Origin of the sequence: Synechococcus sp. CBW1004 (assembly GCF_015840715.1) — a bacterium.
Taxonomy (GTDB): domain Bacteria; phylum Cyanobacteriota; class Cyanobacteriia; order PCC-6307; family Cyanobiaceae; genus Cyanobium.
The window spans coordinates 2,889,844-2,911,500 of sequence record NZ_CP060397.1 but is presented as its reverse complement, the minus strand read 5'-3'; the positions used below and the strand labels follow the sequence as shown (position 1 = coordinate 2,911,500).

10 protein-coding genes are annotated in these 21,657 nt (G+C 61.2%); 5 read left to right on the top strand and 5 right to left on the bottom strand.

Features of this window, described 5'->3' with window-relative positions; genetic code table 11:
- Positions 1–17 precede the first annotated feature (17 nt).
- Positions 18–170, bottom strand: coding sequence for a hypothetical protein (locus H8F25_RS17810; RefSeq protein ID WP_231597411.1), 153 nt, complete (start codon positions 168–170; stop codon positions 18–20).
- Between H8F25_RS17810 and H8F25_RS13755 the strand changes: the two genes are divergently transcribed.
- The 4 genes from H8F25_RS13755 to H8F25_RS13740 all read left to right on the top strand — a co-directional run bounded on the left by H8F25_RS13755 (position 153) and on the right by H8F25_RS13740 (position 10,966).
- The gene (locus tag H8F25_RS13755; protein ID WP_231597381.1) at positions 153–1,835 is read left to right on the top strand and encodes an AMP-binding protein; all 1,683 of its coding nucleotides are present in this window, start codon (positions 153–155) and stop codon (positions 1,833–1,835) included. The two genes, H8F25_RS17810 and H8F25_RS13755, sit on opposite strands and share 18 nt — an antisense overlap.
- The gene (locus H8F25_RS13750) at positions 1,832–2,695 is read left to right on the top strand and encodes an oxaloacetate decarboxylase (RefSeq protein ID WP_197210898.1); all 864 of its coding nucleotides are present in this window, start codon (positions 1,832–1,834) and stop codon (positions 2,693–2,695) included. Before H8F25_RS13755 ends, H8F25_RS13750 begins: the two co-directional genes overlap by 4 nt.
- Positions 2,692–9,342, top strand: a complete 6,651-nt coding sequence (locus tag H8F25_RS13745; RefSeq protein WP_197210897.1) for a non-ribosomal peptide synthetase — start codon at positions 2,692–2,694, stop codon at positions 9,340–9,342. The genes H8F25_RS13750 and H8F25_RS13745 overlap by 4 nt, the downstream gene beginning before the upstream one ends.
- Positions 9,343–9,454: 112 nt before the next feature.
- A complete protein-coding gene (locus H8F25_RS13740; RefSeq protein ID WP_231596855.1) occupies positions 9,455–10,966 on the top strand; it encodes an NAD(P)/FAD-dependent oxidoreductase in 1,512 nt (503 codons plus the stop codon).
- A 14-nt stretch (positions 10,967–10,980) separates the two neighbouring features.
- Here the strand turns inward: H8F25_RS13740 and H8F25_RS13735 are convergent, their stop codons facing one another.
- Positions 10,981–11,823 carry a class I SAM-dependent methyltransferase gene (locus H8F25_RS13735; protein ID WP_231596854.1) on the bottom strand — a complete coding sequence of 281 codons (843 nt, stop codon included), beginning with the start codon at positions 11,821–11,823 and terminating at the stop codon, positions 10,981–10,983.
- A gap of 608 nt (positions 11,824–12,431) precedes the next feature.
- Between H8F25_RS13735 and H8F25_RS13730 the strand changes: the two genes are divergently transcribed.
- Positions 12,432–19,886 carry an amino acid adenylation domain-containing protein gene (locus tag H8F25_RS13730; protein WP_370525752.1) on the top strand — a complete coding sequence of 2,485 codons (7,455 nt, stop codon included), beginning with the start codon at positions 12,432–12,434 and terminating at the stop codon, positions 19,884–19,886.
- Here H8F25_RS13730 and fabI read toward each other — a convergent pair.
- The 3 genes from fabI to H8F25_RS13715 form a co-directional block, all read right to left on the bottom strand.
- Positions 19,865–20,647 (bottom strand): enoyl-ACP reductase FabI, encoded by a 783-nt coding sequence (gene fabI, locus H8F25_RS13725; RefSeq protein ID WP_197210893.1) that lies wholly within the window; start codon positions 20,645–20,647, stop codon positions 19,865–19,867. The two genes, H8F25_RS13730 and fabI, sit on opposite strands and share 22 nt — an antisense overlap.
- 85 nt (positions 20,648–20,732) lie before the next feature.
- Entirely contained in the window at positions 20,733–21,212 is a 480-nt protein-coding gene (locus H8F25_RS13720) for a hypothetical protein (RefSeq protein WP_197210892.1), read from the bottom strand.
- A gap of 30 nt (positions 21,213–21,242) precedes the next feature.
- Positions 21,243–21,632 carry a nucleotidyltransferase family protein gene (locus H8F25_RS13715; RefSeq protein ID WP_197210891.1) on the bottom strand — a complete coding sequence of 130 codons (390 nt, stop codon included), beginning with the start codon at positions 21,630–21,632 and terminating at the stop codon, positions 21,243–21,245.
- Between the last annotated feature and the right edge of the window lie 25 nt (positions 21,633–21,657).

Below are 21,657 nucleotides of genomic sequence, written 5' to 3'. Positions count from 1 at the left end.
GCATGAGAGTTTTGGAATCAATGAGCCTCGATCCAGTCGTTCACCCTGTCGAATTCCTGCTCGATGCCTGGTGGTGGCCCAGCAGGATTGAGACCGCTGGCCATCAGCCAGCCCTCCTGGATGCCGACGGCCGGATCACCACGCGCGAACAGTTGCAGGCACAGATTCATGCACTTGCCAACGCCCTGAGCTCCCAGGGGGTGCAACGCAATGATCGCCTTGCTCTCGTCATGACACCGGGCACTGCCATGGCTGCCACTCTCCTCGCCGCGATGGCGGTGGCAGCCGTGGCCCCATTGATGCCATCCAGCCCCCTTCCAATCATTCTCGACGACCTCAGACGGCTTGGCGCGACCCATGTGCTGGTGGACGAGAATCCGCCCGCCACTTTTCTTGAAGCCGCCGGCCAACTGGGCCTTCCTGTTCTGAGCCTGCCATCTCTGATGGTGCCAGACGAATTGAGCGGCATTGCCGTTACGCCTGAATCAGGTGATCTAGCCCTGTTGTTGCAGACATCAGGCACCACCTCTCGCCCCAAGGTGGTACCCCTCAGCCACGCCAACCTTCTCACCTCCGCCGGCAACATCGCCACCACCCTGAAGCTCTCGCCAACCGATCGCTCCATAGCCGCCATGCCGCTGTTTCACATTCACGGCATCGTGGCTTCCCTGCTCGCGCCACTGCTTGCCGGTGGCAGCGTGATCTGCTGCCGCAGCAGCGATCCGGAACAATTGCTGGCTGCAATCCATCACCTTCAGGCGACATACCTATCAGCCGTACCAACCCTTCTGCAGGCCCTGCTCAACAACTCCAACCAGCAGGGTGAACCACCAGGATTCAATCACCTACGGTTCCTACGCTCCTCCTCATCGCCCTTGTCTCCGGTGTTGCAGCAGCGGCTGGAGCACCATTTCGGGGTGCCGGTGCTCGAGGCCTACGGCATGACGGAAGCCGCCCACCAGATCTGCAGCAACCGGTTGCCCGGCGAAGGACCCACGCCATTGCCGGGCAGTGTCGGCCCCGCCGTCGGGCCCGAGGTGATGGTGCTCGGGCCCGAGCACCGTCCACTGCCAGCCGGCGAGAGCGGCGAAGTCGCCATCCGTGGTCCCAACGTGACTGCCGGCTATGAAGCCGCTGATCTGAGCGGTTGGGTCACCGCATTCAATGGGGAGTCGTGGTTCCTCACCGGTGATGAAGGTTATCTGGATCAGGAGGGGCGCCTGTTCCTAACGGGGCGTCTCAAGGAAATGATCAACCGCGGCGGCGAAAAAGTGATCCCTCGCCGTGTGGATGAAGCACTGCTTCTCCATCCGGGTGTGGATCAGGCCCTGGCTTTTGCCGTGCCCCATCCCACGTTGGGAGAGGACCTCGCCGCCGCCGTTGTGCTTCGGGCCGGCTTGAACCTTGAGGAACAGCAGCTGCGACAGCACGCCTTCTCAGTTCTGGCCCCCCATGAGGTGCCCTCCCGCATCTTGATTCTTGAGGAGCTCCCCCGCGGCGTCACCGGCAAACTCCAGCGCATTGGCCTGGCGGAGCGCTTGGCCGATGCGCTCCGTCCCGCAGAGGAGCCGGCGGTCGGCGAGCTGGAGGAGCTTGTGGCTTCGGTGATCAGCGAAGTGCTTGAGCTAAAAGAGCTACCGAGCCGGGAAGCCAACTTCTTCCAGATTGGCGGTGATTCCCTTGCCGGCACACGGGTCATCACCCGCTTGGCCGAGCAACTCAGTCTTGATCTTCAGCCTACGCTGCTGTTCACCGTCCCAACCGTGCGGACCCTTGCGGAGAAGCTTGATCAGCTCCTGGATGAAACCCTCGCGCAGCTAGAGGAATTGCCATGATCGAGGCACTCCCCCCTGGCGCCCAGCTGCGCCTAGCCCTTCAGACAGCTCAAGCCGAGCAGCGAGTGCTGCCGTTCGTGGGGATCTACGACCTGTTCAGCGCCTCCCTGGCGGCCGAACACTTCGAAGCTATGTTCCTCAGTGGCTTCGGGCTTGCCGCCAGCATGTACGGGCTTCCCGACATCGGCTTCGTCGGCTGGGGTGATCTCACCACCAGCACCAGTCGCCTGCGGGCTCTTCTGCCCCATCACCACCTGCTGGTGGACATCGACGATGGCTTCGGGGACCCCGCCGTGGCCAGCCATGTCGCCCGCACCCTGGAGCGCTGTGGAGCCTCCGGTGTGGTTCTCGAGGATCAGGCCAGGCCGCGCCGCTGCGGCCACCTCGACGGCAAACGGCTGCTCCCCCTGCAGGACTACCTGAACAAGCTCGGAGCCGTGCTGCGGGAATGCACTTCCCTGCTGGTGGTGGCCCGCACGGATGCCAGTGATCCAGACGAGATCCTTGAGCGCATCCAGGCGTTCGAGCAGGCCGGCTGTGATGCGGTGCTGGCCGATGGCATCAAGGATCTGGCTCTCTTTCCGAGGCTGCGGGCAGCGATATCCTGTCCGTTGTTCTGCAACGTGATCGGTGGTGGCAAAGTGCCGGCCTGCAGCCGCCGGGATCTTGCCGATCACGGCGTGCAGGGACTGATCTACAGCACCCCTTGTCTGTTCGCTGCCCATGGGGCCATTGAGCAGGCCCTGGAAGGTCTGAAGCATGAGGAAGCGGAACTCTCCGTTGCTCTGGCAGCGCCGCGGGAGCTCTCCCATTGCAACGCGGTGCTGGAAGCCAATCTGAGGAGGGCGGGCGGATCATGAACACAGCGAACTCGCTGGCCAGCCGCGTCGCCAGGCTCAGGACTCTCCGCTCCGAAAGCACAACTTACAGTATCCCAACTGCCAGGCCCCTGCCCGGTGAGTGGCCACGGGGCTGCCAGGCGTTTGCCGCCTCCTACGCACAGGCGCGACTGTGGTTTCTGCAGCAACTGGAGCCAGGCCTCACCGCTTACCACCTGCCGCTGCTGTGGCGGCTGCAGGGGGAGCTGGATGTGCGGGCTCTTGAGCAGGCGCTGGCTGCGCTGATCGAGCGGCATCCCACCCTGCGCACCGCCTTCCAACTGCAGGGGAACGAAGTTCTGCAGATCATCCACCCTCCAGGTGACGTGACTCTGCTGGTTGAACCCCTCGGTGATCGCGATACCGACCAGGTGATTGAGGGGTGGCTGGAGCAGGAACGCAGTACGCCCTTCGATCTGGCCTCAGGAGTGCTGCTGCGGTCCCGTCTGCTCCGGGTTGCTCCCGAGAAGCATCTGCTGCTGATCAACCACCACCACATCGCCTCCGATGGCTGGTCGCGTTCGGTTCTGGCTCGCGATCTGGTGGAGCTGTACAACGCCCTCCATTCCAGACGCCCTCCTCAGCTCCCACCGCTCACTGTTCACTACCAGGACTTCGCCGCCTGGCAGCAGCAACGGCTCGGCGGCCCACGCCTGCAGGAACTGAAGGAGTACTGGATCTCGCAGCTCAGAGAGCTCGATCCCCTCGTGCTGCCCAGCGATCAACCCAGACCGGCCGTACCCTCCCACAGGGGCGGCAGGGTCACCTTCCAGATCGAGGCCGAGATTCTGGAGCCCTTCGAGGAGCTGTGCCGGAAGGGGGGAGCGACATTGCAGATGGGGCTGCTGGCGGCAGTGGCGCTGTTGCTGCATCGTTACAGCCGTCAGAATGATTTTGCGATCGGAGTACCGATCTGGAGCCGCAATAATCCCGCCCTTGAATCGCTGATCGGATTCTTCATCAACACATTACCGATCCGCACGCAGTTTGAGGCGGAGCAGTCTTTTCGGCAGCTCTTGGCTCAGATCAAAGACACGTCTCTTGCCGCTTACGACCGCCAGGAGCTCCCATTTGAACAGATCGTCCAGGCCCTCATGATGGAACGCGATACAAGTCGCAACCCCTTCTATCAGGTGATGCTCCAGCTGACGGAAATATCTTATCCTTCTCTCGAGAATCTTGACGGACTTAAAGCAGAATTAATCACTGCAAGCACTTCCTCGCTATTTGATCTTGCCTTCTCATTTCACCGTATTGCAAGACAAGGACTACGCGGTTTCATCATCTATGCGTCCGATCTATTCAGCGTTGATCGCATCGACCGACTCGCCGCACACCTGTTGGTTTTGCTCAAATCCATCGTCAAGTCGCCTGATGCGAGAATTGCATCTCACTCTTTGCTTACTGACTCTGAAGAGGAGCAGATCGTAAACTGGAGTGCTGCCGTCTCAGCACCAGATGGAGGCGAAAGAAATAGCAATCAGTCGATCGACGATCATGATCTCCGCGCTGGCAAGACATCATCTACACAGCAGAGTGCGGTTACCAAAAAAATTGAAGACTTAGCCCACCTATACCCCGACAACACCGCCCTATCGGATGGAGTCAGGCGATTGAGCTACAAGAAGTTACTGGAGCTTACTGACACCCTATCGAGGCACATTGCAACTCTTTGCACCCCATCTGATCATGTCGTCATCCTGCTGGCGGATCCAAGGCTGGAGGCGATACTCTGCATGGTCTCATGCTTATTTGCCTGCAAGGCGTTTGTGGTTATCGACTCAAGGCTACCCGTCAATCGAATCAGAAATATTCTCAGTGAAATCGGCCATGCCCCAATTATATCGACAAAGGCATTGCACTCCTCAACGGTCCGTAAGGATCTGACCGAGAGGACAACACTCTATTTATCACTCTCAGAAGACTCAGAGCTGCGGATTGAAACGGAGACACTGGGTGAAGCCTATGGCCAGACAAACAGCCTTGTAGACAACAGCCTTGCAGACAACAGCCTTGTAGACAACAGCATTGCGTACATTATTTTCACATCAGGCTCTACAGGCAAGCCCAAAGGCGTGCTCATTGATCGAACCGCACTCGACACGTTCTCGAACTGGGCGACTCACGAATTCAACATCACCAGCGTCGATCGGGTTCTGCAATTTTCTTCGCTAACTTTTGACGCCTGCATCGAGGAGATCTTTCCTGCACTTTCAGCTGGTGCGGCAATCGTCTGCTGCAACGAAGAAGCAACTGGCAGCACGAAAAGATTTCTCAATTTCCTAGAAGAATATAAGATTACAATCGCGAGCCTTCCGACAGCTTTCTGGGCAGGGCTAGTTCGCGAATGTGCCCAGAGCAATTTCATTATTCCCCACGACCTAAGGCTCTTGATCGTTGGTGGAGAGGCGATGCATTTGCATCATTTACGACTCTGGGAGCCTTTACAGGCAAATCATACACGCCTCTTGAATACCTACGGCCCAACAGAAACCACTGTTGAAGTTGCCTGTCAAGACCTGAGTGATTCTTGGCGATTCCAGAGTAGGGTTCCTTTGGGGAGACCGATTCCTCATGCTCGAGCATGGATCCTTGAACCCAATGGTCTTCCGTGCCCGATCGGGATCCCCGGTGAGCTGCACATCGGCGGCCCGACTCTGGCGCACGGGTACCTCAACAACCCCGGGCTCACCGCCGACAGGTTCATCCCCGATCCCTTCTCCGCCGATCCCACCGCCCGCCTCTACAAATCCGGTGATCTGGCGAGCTGGAATCCGGACGGGACGCTGGCCTTCCATGGCCGCATCGATCAGCAGATCAAGCTGCGCGGCTTCCGCATCGAGCCCGGCGAGATCGAGGCGAACCTGCTGGACCACCCGGCTGTGGCGCAGGCGGTGGTGGTGCTGCGCAGCGACGACCCGTCCAATCCTTGCCTGGTCGGCTACTGGGTCGGCGTGACTGGAGTCACGGTCTCAGCGGAGGAGCTGCGGGGCTTCCTGGCCGAACGACTGCCCGACTTCATGGTTCCGGCGGCCCTGGTGGAACTGAAGGACCTGCCGCTGACGAGCAACGGCAAGCTGGACCGCAGGGCGCTGCCGGAGCCGTCGTTCGCCGGCGACCTGGAGCGGCGGGTGGAACCCGGCACAGAGCTGGAGCGGCAGATCCATGCCCTCTGGGCTGAGGTGCTCGGTCATTCCGACTTCGGGATCACCGATGACTTCTTTGCCATCGGGGGGCATTCGCTGGCGGCAGTGAGGCTGGTTTCCCGGATCGAGCAGGCGCTTGGCAGTGCCCCTCCACTGGCGGCGCTGTTCCAGAACCCCACCATTGCGGGGCTGGCCCCTCTGGTCGTTGCCCCAGATGCGGATGGCGTGACGTCCGCACTTCAGACAGCCTTTCCTGTCGCCGAATCGCTGCCCGGTGAACGGCCAAGGGGTGCCGAGGCTTATCCCGCCTCCCACGCCCAGGCGCGGCTGTGGTTTCTTCAGCAGCTGGAGCCGGAGCTAACGGCCTACCACCTACCCGCACTGTGGCGGTTGCGGGGAGATCTCAACAGTGCTGCGCTGGAGCGGGCGCTGGCGGATCTGATCGAGCGTCACCCGACGCTGCGCACGTCGTTCTGCCTGGAAGGGAACGAGGTGGTGCAGCTCATCCATCCGCCGGAGGCCTTCGCTCTGGCGGTCGAGTTCCTGGGGGAGCGGGAAGAAGAGGAGGTGATCGTGGGTTGGCTGGAGGAGGAGGGCTGCACGCCTTTTGATCTGACCTCAGGGGTTCTGGTGCGTGCACGGCTGCTGGTGGTCGGAGAGCAGGAGCATGTGCTGCTGGTGAACCACCACCACATCGCCTCGGACGGCTGGTCGCGTTCGGTTCTGGGTCGCGATCTGGTGGAGCTGTACAACGCCCATCGCGCGGGCCGAACCCCCGGGCTGCCGCCGCTGCGGGTGCAGTACCAGGACTACGCGGCCTGGCAGCGGCAGCGTCTGAGCGGTGAGCGCCTGCAGAAGCTCAGGGAGTACTGGCTTGGGCAGCTGGAGGGCCTGGCGCCCCTGGAGCTGCCCAGCGACCACTCCCGTCCGGCGCTGCCCTCGCACCGCGGCGGGAGGGTGTCGTTCCAGGTCGGTGCGGACCTCCTGGCTCCGTTCGAGGAGCTCTGCCGCAGCGAGGGGGCGACGCTGCAGATGGGCCTGCTGGCCGTGGTGACGCTGCTGCTGCATCGCTACAGCCGCCAGGACGACGTTGCGATCGGGGTGCCCATCTGGGGCCGCAACCATCCCGATCTCGAGCCGCTGATCGGGTTTTTCATCAACACCCTGCCGGTGCGTACCCGTTTTCAGGCCGGCCAGAGCTTCCGGGAGCTGCTGGCGCAGGTGAGGGACAGGTCGATCGGTGCGTACGAGCACCAGGAGCTGCCCTTCGAGCGGATGGTGGAGGCCCTCAACGTCGAGCGGGACACCAGCCGCAATCCCCTGGTGCAGGTGATGTTTCAGCTCATTGAACTGCCGGAGGCCGCGCTGACGGGCCTTACGGGCCTCCAGGTGCAGCAGATTGGCATCAGCAACGAATCCTCCAAGCTCGATCTCGGTTTCCAGCTCCAGAGAAATTCTCACCAGGGCATCAGCGGAACCATCACCTTCGCCACCGATCTGTTCGACTCCGATCGCATCCAGCGGCTCAGCAGGCACCTGGTCACCCTGCTCGGCTCGCTGGTTGAGGGGATGGGCACCGAACCGGATCTGCCGGCGAGCCGACTCAACCTTCTGCCGAAGGAAGAGATGGAGCAGCTGTTGACCTGGAGCCATCCGTCGGACCGTCCAGCGGCGGGCGTTCTGGTGCACCAGTTCGCTGCGCAGGGTTCACACCAGGCACCGGCGGCTCCCGCGGTGAGGCACCAGGATTCCGTGCTGAGTCATGGAGATCTGGCGCGCCATGTCGACAGGCTGGCGCGAAGGCTTGTGGAGCAGGGAGTAAGACCCGGCCAGCGGGTGGGGATTCTGCTGGGGAGACGACCGGAGCTTCCCGTCGCTATGCTGGCTGTGCTCGCGGCAGGAGGTTGCTATGTGCCCATGGATCCTGCCTATCCGGATGAACGGATCGCGATGCTTTTCGATAATGCAGTCGTGGAGCTGGTGATCACCTCCCCGCCCATGGCGGAACGCCTCAGGCCGAGCAGGGTGCTTCTCTTTTCCCTGAACGATTCCAACGACCCCACACCAGGCTACGTTGATCCTCTGGAAGGGAAACTTGCCGAAATCACGCTCCCCTCGATCAGTGATGATCAACCTGCCTACTTTATTCACACTTCCGGTTCCACCGGCAGGCCAAAGGGAGTGGAAGTGAGCCACCGCTCTGCACTGCAGATGCTGCATTGCCGCCTCGATCAACTCACGCCGCCCTGGACCTGCCGCCTGATTCCCTTCTACGGATCCATCGCTTTTGATGCCAGCGTCGCGCAGATTTTCACTGTGCTTGCCGCGGGTGGATGCCTGCTCATGCTCGACACGATCTCAGAGCTTGCCAGCTCACCCTATGCCGGCATGATCACGGCGGTTTCCGGTACAACGACATCAATCCGGGAAATGATTATTGAGGGATTGGTGCCGCGGAATATCAAGGTGATCGGAATGGGCGCCGAGCCGATTCCAGCCGATCTCTGCAGCAGACTCCAGGAGTTTCCCGAACTGAGCCACCTGTTCGTCGTCTATGGCCTCACTGAAGCAGCGGGATTTTCCACGGCACTTCTGTTGAAGCGAGAGGAGATCGCCACCTTCGCCTCACGCCGCAGCTGCATCGGCGCTCCGATCCCAGGGGCGGCGGTCTACATCCTCGACGAGGAGCTGAACCTGCTGCCTCCTGGCGTTCCAGGAGAGATCCACATTGGAGGAGCGGGAGTCGCCAGCGGCTATGTGCAGCTTCCCAAGGAAGAAGAGGGAAGGTTTCTTCCTGATCCGTTCGGTGATGGCGAGGGGGCCCGCCTGCTCCGTACCGGCGATGTCGGCATCTGGACGAACAAGGGCAAGATCCAGTTTCTTGGCCGCATCGATCAGCAAATCAAGCTTCGCGGTCACCGCATCGAACCCGGTGAAATCGAGTCCATCCTTCTGCAGCATCCTGCAGTCGGTCAGGCCGTCGTGATTCTGGAGGAGAGGGACCCGGCCAATCCGCGCCTGATCGCTTACTGGGTTCCCGATTCCTCCAACGGCGGCGAAAACTCTGCCACCCCTGCCGATCTCCGTTCCTTCCTGATGGATATGCTGCCAGGCTATATGGTACCGGCGGCCTTCATGGAACTGGAGGACCTGCCACTGACTGCCAATGGCAAGCTCAATCGCAGGGCACTGCCCGCTGCATCGGTCGGCAGTGTGTCCCAGGAATGGATTGCCCCCACCACTGATCTGCAGCGGCAGCTCCATGCGATCTGGTCTGAGGTCCTTGGCCATGGTGACTTCGGGATCACAGACGACTTCTTTGACATCGGTGGCCATTCGCTGGCCGCCGCCCGCCTCGCCAACCGCATCAACCAAATGGCAGAATGCCAATGTCGAGTCTCGGATCTTTTCTCGTCCTCGACCATTCAGTCGCTTGCTGACTACCTGGCACGTGCTCCTGAACATGGAGTGCTGGTGATCTGAATGTCCCTTTCCTGTTGTTTTAAAGCCATCTCCAGGAAGAGGCGAGGCCCTGTCAGCTATTGTGTATGGCCGTCTTTTCTGGTATGAGTAAGGCCGATTTTAGATCCTGGTTATGAGCAGTTATTCCTGCGTGGTTGTTGGAGCTGGCCCTGGAGGAATCGTGGCCACAAAGGAATTGATTGAGCATGGTCTTTCCGATGTTGTCTGTTTTGAGAGGAGTCATTCCCTTGGTGGTATTTTCGCCGGCTCCTACGACAGTCTTACCCTGACATCCTCCAGCGTCTTCAGCATGTTCTCCGATCACTGGATCGGAGACGGGAAGGAGCACCATTTCTGGTCGAAGGATGAGGTTGTGGCCTACTGGCGGGAGTACGCGACACGGTTCGGGGTGCTTGATCACCTGCGCTTTGACGTGGACGTGATGCGTGCCCATAGGGACGGACACGGCTGGCGTCTGGATCTGGCTGGGGGAGAGACCATTCACTGCCAGCGCCTTGTGGTGGCGACAGGCAACAACCGTTTTGCGAATCTGCCCGACTGGGCTTCGCGACTGACGGAAGTGGAATGGATGCATTCGAAGGATTATCGAAACCCCCGCTCCCTCGCTGGACGCAGGGTGCTGGTGGTGGGTGGCGGCGAATCGGCCGCTGACATCACCCTGGAAATCGCCCGGGTCGCCCAGCGCACCTGGGTGAGCCTGCGGCGAGCCCCGGGGTGGATCCTGCCACGCCACCGCGGCAGCATGGCTGCTGACATCGCCACCCATCGTGGGCTCTACGGATTACCCCGCGATTTTGGATCGACACTGTCAGAGCTGATTCTTGCGCATGAGCAACTTGAGAACGATCCTGTGAACACAGCGGCGGCTGTTCTCAATCGACGGATCTCCGGTCCCTACGGAATCTGGAGCACCTTTGGCACGAAGAATTTTTCCCTGCCGGAAGCCATCGTCCACCACGGTTGTCAGGTGATCGGGGAAATCACAGATGTGGACCATGGTGGGCGTCGTCTTTGCCACAGCGATGGACTGTGGCTGGACGATATCGACCTTGTACTGTTCTGCACAGGATACAGAGGTCATACACCATTTCTGCCTGCGCCATTACAGGACGCCGACCCGCGCAGACTGTTCAAGCACATGCTGGATCCAGACGAGGGCTCTTCGCTGGCCTGGATCGGTGCTGCCCGGCCTGGCTTCGGCAGCCAGTTCCCAATCATGGAGATGCAGGCCCGCTATTTCGCGCTGCTCACGAGTGGCAAGCTTCGGCTTCCGGAACAGGATGTGATACGCACCACAATCGATGCGGATGCAGCCAGTTACCTTTCGCAATTTGGCCACAACGCCGAACGGATGAGGAATCTTGTCGACTACCACAATTACATGGACAGCATGGCAAATCTGATCGGATGCGAACCTCCCCTGCTCCGCTCATTTTTCCTTGAGCCAAGGCTATGGCTGCGGATGGTCTACGGACCAACCCAGGCCACCCAGTTCCGACTGCGTGGACCTGGTAGCAAGCCTCAGGAAGCTCGTGCGATCTTAAACAAAATTCCCGTGTGCAGGTTCAATCATGTTGTCAAAGCCGGATTGAGAGGCCGTCTGCGCTATCTGCTTTGGAGATGACCCGATTCCTCGATTCAAGGCGATGGGCGGCGAAAGATCAGGGTTGGACAACTGAGAGCCATTCGGTAGTTTGCCGTGACGGTCTCAAGATGCTCCAGATCAGAGGCAGCTGTGATAAGCCTGATCGCCTCTGAGACGTCGAAGAAATGCATCCTGGCATTGTTCTCGCGGTAGGCATCGATCACCTGAAGATGTTCCAGGCTCCACCCGAGGCGTGCAGCCAGCTCGCTCCATGGACCCAGGCGCTCATGCAGATATTGCCATACGCTGGCCAGAGGGACGCCACGTTCCGGATCGAGTTGCAGCGCAGGATTGAGTCGCAGCTTCAGTTCATTCAGATTGGTGATCCCACCGGCGAGAAGCTGGCTCACTACCTGTTCCGGCGTTTCTCCTGGCATTGGAGGACAGAATAACCGCACGATGAAGAGCCCCCCAGCCTTCATGACCCTTTGCAGCTCCTTCGCAACGGCTGCTACGCCTGAAGGATTGACCAGCAATTGCAGCCCTCCGTCACAAAGAGCAACATCGAAGAGTGGCTGGCACCATGGCATGGAACACCAGTCGCCACAAGCGGCCGACTCCCGGGGCCCGGGCCATACGGCTTCAATCATTGAACGTGTTCGATCAAGCGCCTGGAAATCAACCTGCCTATCCAGATCAAGAGCCGGATACTCAGGCGTGACGCCGAGGATCAGAATTCTCAGGGCTGTGGGCGGCGGCGGAGCCCATCGGCTGATCGCCTTGCTGATGATTTCAAGGTCCTGACACGAAGGGCGCAGCGGGGGACCAAGCAGTTGCCAACGTGCCGCCATTTTGGGCCACTGGCCTGGTATCTCCGGATTTTGCACTGCCTCCATGAAAAAGATTGAACAAGCTCCCTATTTCCAAACATACCACTTTCGGAGCCACTGATCTCGATTCGAGAGCCCCGCCATGCTTTTGGATGATCCCTCAGGCGACGAGATCTCTGAGCGATTCAGGCAATCACTTTTCTTGTAAGCCTGCATTCGTAGGGGAATGGATCTTGCTCATCGAGCTCAGACCATCATTTATCCGGGCGGATGTTCCTTCCCTGCGAGAAAGTAAGTGGCAGGAGTCCCCTGCTGAGCAGGGCTGAGGGATGACATGCCTCCCTCTGAAGGGTTCTTCGGCGCCCATGGCAGCGAGGATGGTTCTGGGGCTGCTGCCTTGGGTATGCATTCCAGTCAGGCGATCCAGTGAAGACAACGCAATGGCTCAGGCACCGTTGATTCCAGTGCAATCAACGGAGAGTCGAGCTCTCTTTCTTTCTCCCCGCCATTGGCGGCCATGTCGGCCTGCCCCGACAACCTTTGCGTGGGTGGAGTACCCGCATCGGCGGTGCGGGATTCATCCAGGAGTTTGCTCGTGCTTACGGTAAAGTGATCACCGTAAAAGCCTTCTCAAGCCGGCATTGGGTCACCAAGGGAGCCTTCAGGCAGCCGGCATGGACACCCCTGACTCCGCCACGGAACTCCTGGCGCATGTTGAGCAACTGGGGCTTTCCATGCAAGCCAAGGGTCATGATCTTGTCATCAAAGGTCCGCTCGAAAAGTTGAGCCCGGATCTGCGTGAATGCATCAAGCTCCGCAAAACCGAGCTATTGAGCCTGCTGGGCAGCAGAGAGGATCAGCCAACCACGATTCCGGCTGCGCGAGCAGGCGGCGGCAGGATCCCCCGGGCACAGCCTCTCTGCGTTGATGTTCAGGAAGGCCGCCAGGTCTTTCCCGCTTCCCACGCCCAGGCTCGCCTCTGGTTCCTGCATCAGCTGGAGCCCGACCTCACGGCCTACCACATGCCCGCTCTGTGGCGGCTGCGGGGGGAGCTGGACATTCCCGCCCTGGCCCGCGCCCTCTCCTCCCTGATCGAGCGCCATCCCACCCTGCGCACCTCCTTCCGGCTGGAGGGGAGCGAGGTGCTGCAGATCCTTCATCCCCCGGCTACCTTCTGCCTGTCAGCCGAACCCCTTGGTGATCGCTATTGCGAGCGGGTGATCGAGGAGTGGCTGGAGCACGAGCGCTGCACGCCCTTCGATCTGACTTCCGGACTGCTGCTGCGTGCGCGACTGCTCCAGGTGTCTCCCCAGGAGCATGTCCTGCTGGTGAACCACCACCACATCGCCTCCGACGGGTGGTCGCATTCTGTTCTTGCCCGTGATCTGACGGAGCTCTACAACGCCCATCGCGCGGGCCGAACCCCCGGGCTGCCGCAGCTGCTTGTGCACTACCAGGACTATGCGGCCTGGCAGCGGCAGCGGCTGAGTGGGGAGTGTCTCGAGGAGCTGAGCGAGTACTGGCTTGAGGAGCTCGAGGGCCTGGAGCCGCTGGAGCTGCCGGCGGATCGCCCCCGTCCGGCCCTGCCCTCCCATCTGGGCGGCAGGGTGTCGTTCCAGATCGATGCGGAGCTGCTGGCGCCCTTCGAGGAGCTCTGCCGCAGCGAGGGGGCGACGCTGCAGATGGGGCTGCTGGCGGTGGTGGCGCTGCTGCTGCACCGCTACAGCCGCCAGGACGACGTTGCGATCGGGGTGCCCATCTGGGGCCGCAACCATCCCGATCTCGAGCCGCTGATCGGGTTTTTCATCAACACCCTGCCGGTGCGTACCCGTTTTCAGGCCGGCCAGAGCTTCCGGGAGCTGCTGGCACAGGTGAGGGAGCGATCGATCGGGGCGTATGACCACCAGGAGTTGCCGTTCGAGCAGATGGTGGAGGCCCTCAACCTCGAGCGCGACACCAGCCGCAATCCACTGGTGCAGGTGATGCTGCAGCTGATCGAGCTGCCGCCCGCCTCGCTCAGCAACCTCGATGGCCTTGAGGTTGAGCAGGTCTCCACCAGCGGCACATCCTCCAAGCTGGATCTGTCCTTCTATCTGCGCCGCTCCGCCGATCAAGGCCTCAATGGATCCATCACCTACGCCACAGACCTCTTTTCAGCTGAGCGCATCCAACGCCTCTCAGAGCATCTCCTCACCCTGCTCGCCGCAGCACTCCAATCCCCCGATGCACCAGCAGACTCGCTCACGCTCCTTCCACAAACCGAGCGACAGCTGATCGAATCCTGGCAGCACGGGCCCACCATCGACGTTCCCGATCTCTGCGTGCATCAGCTCTTTGAGCAGCAGGTGGAGCGCACGCCCGATGCCATCGCTCTGATCTTTGAGGATCAGCAGCTCTCCTATCAAGAACTCAACTCCCGGGCCAATCAGCTTGCCCATCACCTGATTGATCTCGGCGTAGGCCCAGACGTCATCGTTGCTGTCTGCCTTGAGCGATCCATTGAGCTCATCGTCTCCCTACTCGCCATCCTCAAAGCAGGGGGCGCTTATCAACCCTTGCCCATCAATGACCCAAGCCCCCGCGTACAAACCTTTCTTGACAGATCAGGCAGCAATCTAATTCTGCTCTCCGACCGGCAGGCCGAATCGCTTACAGGTGCTATTGCGGCAGAGAGTTCCCTAGTGTTGACCCCTGACCTGCTCAATGCAAAGTCAAAAGATAGCAATCCAGGACTCATTTGTGATCCCGCCAACTTGGCCTATGTACTAAGCACATCAGGTACAACCGGGACGCCAAAATGTGTAGAAGTGGATCATAAAGCCATCGTCAACCGGTGTATTTCCTACCCACAAGTCTGGGATATCGACAACCAAAGCCGCGTGCTAGCACAAAGTGAGTTTTGGGTTGATAATTCGATTCGGGAATGGCTGCTCCCCCTGTCCTGCGGGGCGTGTGTGGTACTAGTCAGTGATCAGCAACAGAAAGACCCAGTTTTACTTATCGCTTTAGCGCGCAAAAAGAATTGTTCTCATTTGGCCGCAACCCCAAGTCGGTTAAGCACACTTTTGGATAGAGATCTCTTGGGGCTGGCAACGGTAACCGCAGGAGGTGAGCAACTATCTCCCTGGCTGGCCGAGCAGATCAAGGAGGCCTCAGCACGACGCTTGATACACTCTTTTGGCGCAACTGAAACCTGCCTAGCCTGTGCATTCTTCGATGTAGAAATCAAGGCAGGAAATAGAGCGGAGAGCCAAGCCGAGAAAGGGATTCCCTTGGGCAAGCCTATTCCCAATACATCGCTACATGTTCTTGACCCTATAGGCCATCCCTGCCCCATCGGCGTCCCCGGCGAGCTCCACATCGGTGGTGCCGGCCTGGCCCGCGGCTATCTCAACAACCCGGAGCTCACCGCTGAGAAGTTCATCCCTGATCCCTTCTCAACCGATCCCAGCGCTCGCCTCTACAAATCCGGTGATCTCGCCTCCTGGAATCCAGATGGCACCCTCGCCTTCCATGGACGCATTGATCAGCAGATCAAACTGCGCGGCTTCCGCATTGAACCCGGTGAAATCGAGGCCAATCTCCTCGCGCACCCTGGCGTTGCTCAGGCCGTTGTGCTGCTGCGCCGCGATGCTCCCGCCAACCCGCGTCTGATCGCCTACTGGGTTGCACAGAACCCGGATGCGCACGCATTGGCGAGTGATCGCCAAAGCTCTGATCAGCTCCGCTCCTTCCTCGCCCAGCGTCTTCCCGACTACATGGTGCCCAGTGCTTTTGTGGCGCTGGAGGCCCTGCCCCTCACCACTAACGGCAAGCTCGATCGCAAGGCCCTGCCAGCTCCCTCCTTTGCCGGTGCTCTCGATCAACGCGTTGAGCCTTCCACTGATCTGGAGCGGCAGCTGCATGCCATCTGGGCTGAGGTCCTCGGCCACAGCGACTTCGGCATCACCGACAACTTCTTTGCCATCGGCGGCCATTCCCTTGCCGCCTCACGCCTGGTTTCACGCATCGATCAGGCCCTCGGCTTCTCCCCTCCACTAGCCGCTCTCTTCCAAAACCCTTCCATTGCAGGGCTCTCACCCCTGCTTTCAGAGTCTGCTGCAGCTGATCACGATCGATCAGCTCCAGCAGCAATCCCCACAGCCCAGCCTCTGGCTGGCGATTGGCCCGAGGGCTGCCAGGTGTTCCCTGCCTCCTATGCCCAATCCCGCCTCTGGTTCCTCCATCAGCTCCAGCCCGATCTCACCGCCTATCACCTCCCTGCCTTCTGGCAGCTCAAGGGTGAGCTCAACCTCAACGCCCTTTCACAAGCCCTTTCGGCTCTGATCGAGCGCCATCCCACCTTGCGCACCTCCTTCCAGCTCCATGGCAGCGAGGTACTCCAACTCCTCCATCCACCGGCTCCTCTTCAGCTGGAAGTCGAACCCCTGGGTGATCGTGACCTGAACACGGTGATCCAGAACTGGCAGCAGCAGGAAGCCTCCACACCCTTTGATCTCACCTCCGGCCTACTCCTGCGCGCACGCCTGCTTCAGGTTGCGGCAGATGAGCATGTGCTGCTGATCAACTACCACCACATCGCCTCCGATGGTTGGTCGCGCTCCATCCTCAGCCGCGATCTCACCGCGCTCTACAACGCCCACCGCAACGGCCAACCTGCTCAGCTCCAGCCCCTGAACGTCCTCTACCAGGACTACGCCGTCTGGCAGCGACAGCGCCTCAGCGGTCCTCACCTCCAGAACCTCCACGACTACTGGATCCCCCAGCTCACGGGCCTCGAACCCCTACAGCTGCCAACCGATCACCCCAGGCCAGCCACGCCTTCCCACCAGGGCGAGAGCCTCTCCTTCTGGATCGAGCCCGCACTGCTGGCTCCCTTGGAGGAGCTCTGCCGATCAGAAGGCGCCACTCTCCAGATGGGCCTGCTCGCACTGCTGGCCCTGCTTCTGCATCGCTACAGCCGGCAGGACGACCTCGCCATCGGCATCCCCATCTGGGGGCGCAACCACCCGGATTTTGAGTCGCTGATCGGCTTTATCGTCAACACCCTGCCGATCCGCACCCATTTCTCAAAGGATCTTTCCTTCCGCGAGCTCCTCGCCCAGGTCAAAACCACCTCCATCAACGCCTACGACCACCAGGAGCTGCCCTTTGAGCAGATGGTGGAGGCCCTCAACCTCGAGCGCGACACCAGTCGCAATCCACTGGTGCAGGTGATGCTGCAGCTGATCGAGCTGCCGCCAGCCTCGCTCAGCAACCTCGATGGCCTTGAGGTTGAAACACTGCGATCGAGTTTGAATGCCTCAAGGTTCGATCTGGAATTCTTTTTGCGGCGGGATCAAAGTGGCGGCATCAAGACAACTTTGGTTTATGCCACCGATCTCTTCTGCGGCGATCGCATCCAACGCCTCTCAGAGCATCTGCTCACCCTGCTGGCCGCAGCACTCCAATCCCCTGATGCACCAGCAGACTTGCTCACGCTCCTTCCTGAAAGCGAGCGACAGCTGATCGAATCCTGGCAGCACGGGCCCACCATCGACGTTCCTGATCTCTGCGTGCATCAGCTCTTTGAGCAGCAGGTGGAGCGCACTCCTAATGCCATCGCTCTGATCTTTGAGGATCAGCAGCTCTCCTATCAAGAACTCAACTCCCGGGCCAATCAGCTTGCCCACCACCTGATTGATCTCGGCGTAGGCCCAGACGTCATCGTCGCGGTCTGCCTTGAGCGATCCATTGAGCTCATCGTCTCCCTACTCGCCATCCTCAAAGCTGGGGGGGCCTATCTGCCGCTCGATCCCGACTGGCCTCAGGAGCGCCACACGCTGCTGCTCCATGCATCTGGCTGCGCTGGTCTAATCACGGCAGATGGTGTGCAGCTCCTGAGCAAGCCTGCCGCCGCTCTGTCAACGCCAACGTTGCGGCCCCTGGCCTACATCAGCTACACCTCCGGCTCCACCGGCACTCCCAAAGGTGTAGCCATCGAGCACCAGGCCATCCTGCGCCTGGTGGATCCGATCAATGGCTTCCACCTCGGCGACGGTGCAGCGGTGTTGCAGCTCGCGCCGGTGGCCTTTGATGCTGCCACCTTCGAAATCTGGGGCCCCCTGCTCCATGGCGGCACCCTCGTGCTGGCTCCTGCAGGCACCCCATCCCTGGCAGACCTGGCTGCCTGCCTTCACCACCACCGCATCACCACCCTCTGGCTCACCGCCGGTCTGTTCCACGCGATGGTGGACGCCGAGCTGGAGTCTCTGGCCGGTGTGCCCCAGGTGCTGGCCGGTGGCGATGTGCTCCATCCCGCTTCCGTACGGCGCCTGCTGGCGGCTTCCCCTCCGGGACACACCCTGATCAATGGCTACGGACCCACCGAGAACACCACCTTCACCTGTTGCCAGCAACTTGGATCTGACACGCCACTGACGATGGCCGAGGTGCCGATCGGCACACCGATCGCCAACACAACGGTGCGGGTTCTCGACCCCGCCGGCCATCCCTGCCCCATCGGTATCCCAGGCGAGCTCCACATCGGTGGTGCCGGCCTGGCCCGCGGCTATCTCAACAATCCTGAGCTCACCGCTGAGGCATTCATTCCCGATCCCTTCTCAGACGATCCTGCGGCGCGTCTCTACAAATCGGGAGATCTCTGCTCCTGGAATCCCGACGGCACCCTTGCCTTCCATGGCCGTATCGATCAGCAGATCAAACTGCGCGGCTTTCGCATTGAACCCGGTGAAATCGAGGCCAATCTCCTCGCTCACCCTGGCGTTGCTCAGGCCGCTGTGATTCTTCGACGCGACGATCCCGCCAATCCACAGCTGATCGCCTACTGGGTTGCGCAGCCAACCACGGCTGATCGTCCAAGCGCCGAACAGCTTCGCTCGTTCCTCGCCCAGCGTCTTCCCAACCTCATGGTGCCAAGTGCCTTTGTTGCCCTGGAGGCTCTCCCCCTCACCACCAACGGCAAGCTCGATCGCAAGGCTCTTCCGGCTCCCTCCTTTGCCGGCGATCTCAAGCAGCGCGTTGCTCCCTGCACCGATCTCGAGCGTCAGCTCCATGCCATCTGGGCTGACGTGCTCGGTCAGGCCGATTTCGGCATCACCGACAACTTCTGGGTCGTTGGCGGTCATTCATTGGCAGCTGCTGGGCTTGTCGCACGGATCGGAGAGCAGCTCGGCAGATCCATCCCCGTGGAGGCCATCTTCCGCTTCCCCACCATCAGTGAGCAGGCAAACTGGCTGCTGCAGCCCTCTTTGCCATCGTCATCCCAATCACCAGGTCATCTGGTGACCCTGCAGCCGATGGGTCCCCGACCACCACTCCATGTGGTGCACGGATGGGGCGGCCGGGTTGGTGGATTCACACATCTGGCCCGTGCCCTGGCTCCACATCGCCCCGTCTTGGGCCTGCAGGCCAGCGCCGACGGATCACCGCCGCAGGGAGCGAGCGTGACCCAACTGGCTGATGCTTATGCCGCAGAGATCCTGGCCTCCCACAAGGGCGGGCCGATCCATCTGTTGGGTTATTCCGCAGGAGGCTGGTATGCCTATGCAGTAGCTGCGGCATTACTGGAGCGCAAGGCCCCGCTTGGCCTGTTGGCCATCCTGGATACCCATGCCACTGCACGCGTTCATCGGCGCCTCGGAATGACTCTCTTCAGCCAGATGCTGAGAGCGCGCTTCCTGCCGACTTTGCATGGCATTCTGAGCCCACCGGTGGGGCAGAGCCGCTGGCTCTACGTGCTGAACCGGCTACGGACTGCCAATGCGCGTGCTGCGCAGTACCTGCACGTCCGCGTGCCAGGACCCCAGGTCATCAAGCGACATCTGCAGGGGATAGATCCTCCTGCCCAAGAGCCCTTCATCCAACTTCTGGCGCAGGGGTACCGGCCGCCTCGGCTACCCCTGATGGTTCACCTGTTCGCCCCAAAGATGCACCTGCCAGCGCTCAGACGGCTCTGGCAGTTTTACGCGATCGCTGGCGTGCACTCCACGCCGCTTTTCGAGAATCATCACGACTTTTACAGACCTGAGCTGGCAACACAACTGGCTCAGGCCCTTGAAGCCACCCTCCAGTGCATGGAGCAGAGCCCCTCGGAGCCCTCGCCAGTTCACATCCCCGTGATGCAGTAGCCGGCATCCACGTAGATCACCTGGCCGGTGATGCCGGAGGCCAGCGGGCTGGCCAGGAAGGCGGCGGTGCTGCCCACCTCCTCCTGGGTCACGGTGCGCTGCAGGGGGGCCTTGGCCTCCACGTTGTGGATCATGTCGAGGATGCCGCCGATGGCGCTGCTTGCGAGTGTGCGGATCGGGCCGGCGCTGATCGCGTTCACGCGCACCTGCTTCTCGGGGCCCAGCTCGGCGGCCAGGTAGCGCACCGACGCCTCCAGGGCCGCCTTGGCCACGCCCATCACGTTGTAGTTGGGGATGGCCCGCTCAGCGCCCAGGTAGCTGAGGGTGATTACGCTGCCGCCGGCATTGAACAGGGGCTTGGCCCAGCGGCACAGGGGCGCCAGCGAATAGGCGCTCACCTCCAGCGCCCGGGCGAAGCCCTCAGGGCTGATGGCGCTGTAGTCGCCAATCAGCTCGTCCTTGCCGGCGAAGGCCAGGCAGTGCACCAGCACGTCGATCGAGCCCCACTGCTCCTTCACCGTGCTGAACACCGCCTCGATCTGGGCCGGCTCCTGCACGTTCAGGGGCTCGAACAGGGTGGGGGCGAGCGGCGCGGTGAGCTCGCGCACCTTGCTCTCGAAGCGCCCCTTCTCATCGGGCAGGTAGGTGACGCCCAGCTCGGCGCCGGCCGCATGCAGCTGCTGGGCGATGCCCCAGGCGATCGACTTGTTGTTGGCGATGCCGGTGACGAGGGCCTTCTTGCCTTGCAGATCGAGGAGCATGGGAGGAGGGCCACCGACGGTTCACTCGGGAGATTCTCCCGCAGCGGTGGGCTGGCCACCTGCCCTCGGCGCGCCAGAGAGCAACTCAGTCGCCAGCCGCCGCTGACAACCAGTCCCGGAACCTCTCCAGCTCCGCCCGGACCGACGGCCACAGGAGCACGGCCATTTGCCGCAGCCGCTCCACCGGCTCGGGTCGCAGTTCATAGGCATAGAGGTGCCGAACCAGATGCCGAAAGCGCAGCAGCTCCTGCAGCTCAGCGATGCAGGCGGCGCTGAGAACGGCGGGGCGCTGATCGGTGCTCTGACCCATCCGCTCCAGCAGGCGGCGGTGCCACTCGGCGCCATCCGAGGTCCCTCCATTGAGAACCCGGGTGATCTGCACCAGGCAGCGTTCGATGCCGGTGTAGAGGCTCTGCAGACGCAGCGCTGCGGCATCCACCCGCAATGGGTCAGAGGCCACCGAGCCGAGGCTGTCAATGCCCTCCACCAACCGCTCCAGCTTGTTCAGCTCGACCCGCAGATCGAGGGACAGATCATTCAGCTGGTCTGGAGAGGGGGCCACCATGGCTGCAGGGATGACTGGGACGGGCAGAGATCAGGCGAGCTGCAGTGCACGCTGACGGATGCGCTGACGCCAGTGCGGATCGAGGTCCTCCAGGCGCACCAGATCGATGGAACAACCCGGTTCTCCGGCAGTCTCCAGGTTGCGATCGAGCACCTGCTCCACCAGCCCCATCGCTTCGCTCTGATCCGCGGGGGCCAGACCCTCCACCGCCAGATCGATGTCGGAGTGGCGGCGGAAACGCTTGCTCTCCAGGACAGAGCCGAACAACCAGACCTCCTTGAGGCAAGGCCATCGGCGTCTCAGGCACCCTGCCGCTTCGGCGGCGGCGCTGAGCAGCTGCAGCCGACGCTGCTCGAGTTGCCGCACTTCGGCAGCCCACTGTCGCCGCAGCACGGCGTGATGGGGGTCGAGCGGGGCCATCCTGGCAGCGTAAAGCGATCCACTG

What these genes read in the sequence shown, in the direction of transcription:
- H8F25_RS13745 (WP_197210897.1), top strand. Translation starts at nt 2,692, where the DNA reads ATGAACACAGCGAACTCGCTGGCCAGCCGCGTCGCCAGGCTCAGGACT.
- H8F25_RS13740 (WP_231596855.1), top strand. Translation starts at nt 9,455, where the DNA reads ATGAGCAGTTATTCCTGCGTGGTTGTTGGAGCTGGCCCTGGAGGAATC.
- fabI (WP_197210893.1), bottom strand. Translation starts at nt 20,647, where the DNA reads ATGCTCCTCGATCTGCAAGGCAAGAAGGCCCTCGTCACCGGCATCGCC.
- H8F25_RS13735 (WP_231596854.1), bottom strand. Translation starts at nt 11,823, where the DNA reads ATGGAGGCAGTGCAAAATCCGGAGATACCAGGCCAGTGGCCCAAAATG.
- H8F25_RS13750 (WP_197210898.1), top strand. Translation starts at nt 1,832, where the DNA reads ATGATCGAGGCACTCCCCCCTGGCGCCCAGCTGCGCCTAGCCCTTCAG.
- H8F25_RS13720 (WP_197210892.1), bottom strand. Translation starts at nt 21,212, where the DNA reads ATGGTGGCCCCCTCTCCAGACCAGCTGAATGATCTGTCCCTCGATCTG.
- H8F25_RS17810 (WP_231597411.1), bottom strand. Translation starts at nt 170, where the DNA reads ATGAATCTGTGCCTGCAACTGTTCGCGCGTGGTGATCCGGCCGTCGGC.
- H8F25_RS13715 (WP_197210891.1), bottom strand. Translation starts at nt 21,632, where the DNA reads ATGGCCCCGCTCGACCCCCATCACGCCGTGCTGCGGCGACAGTGGGCT.
- H8F25_RS13730 (WP_370525752.1), top strand. Translation starts at nt 12,432, where the DNA reads ATGGACACCCCTGACTCCGCCACGGAACTCCTGGCGCATGTTGAGCAA.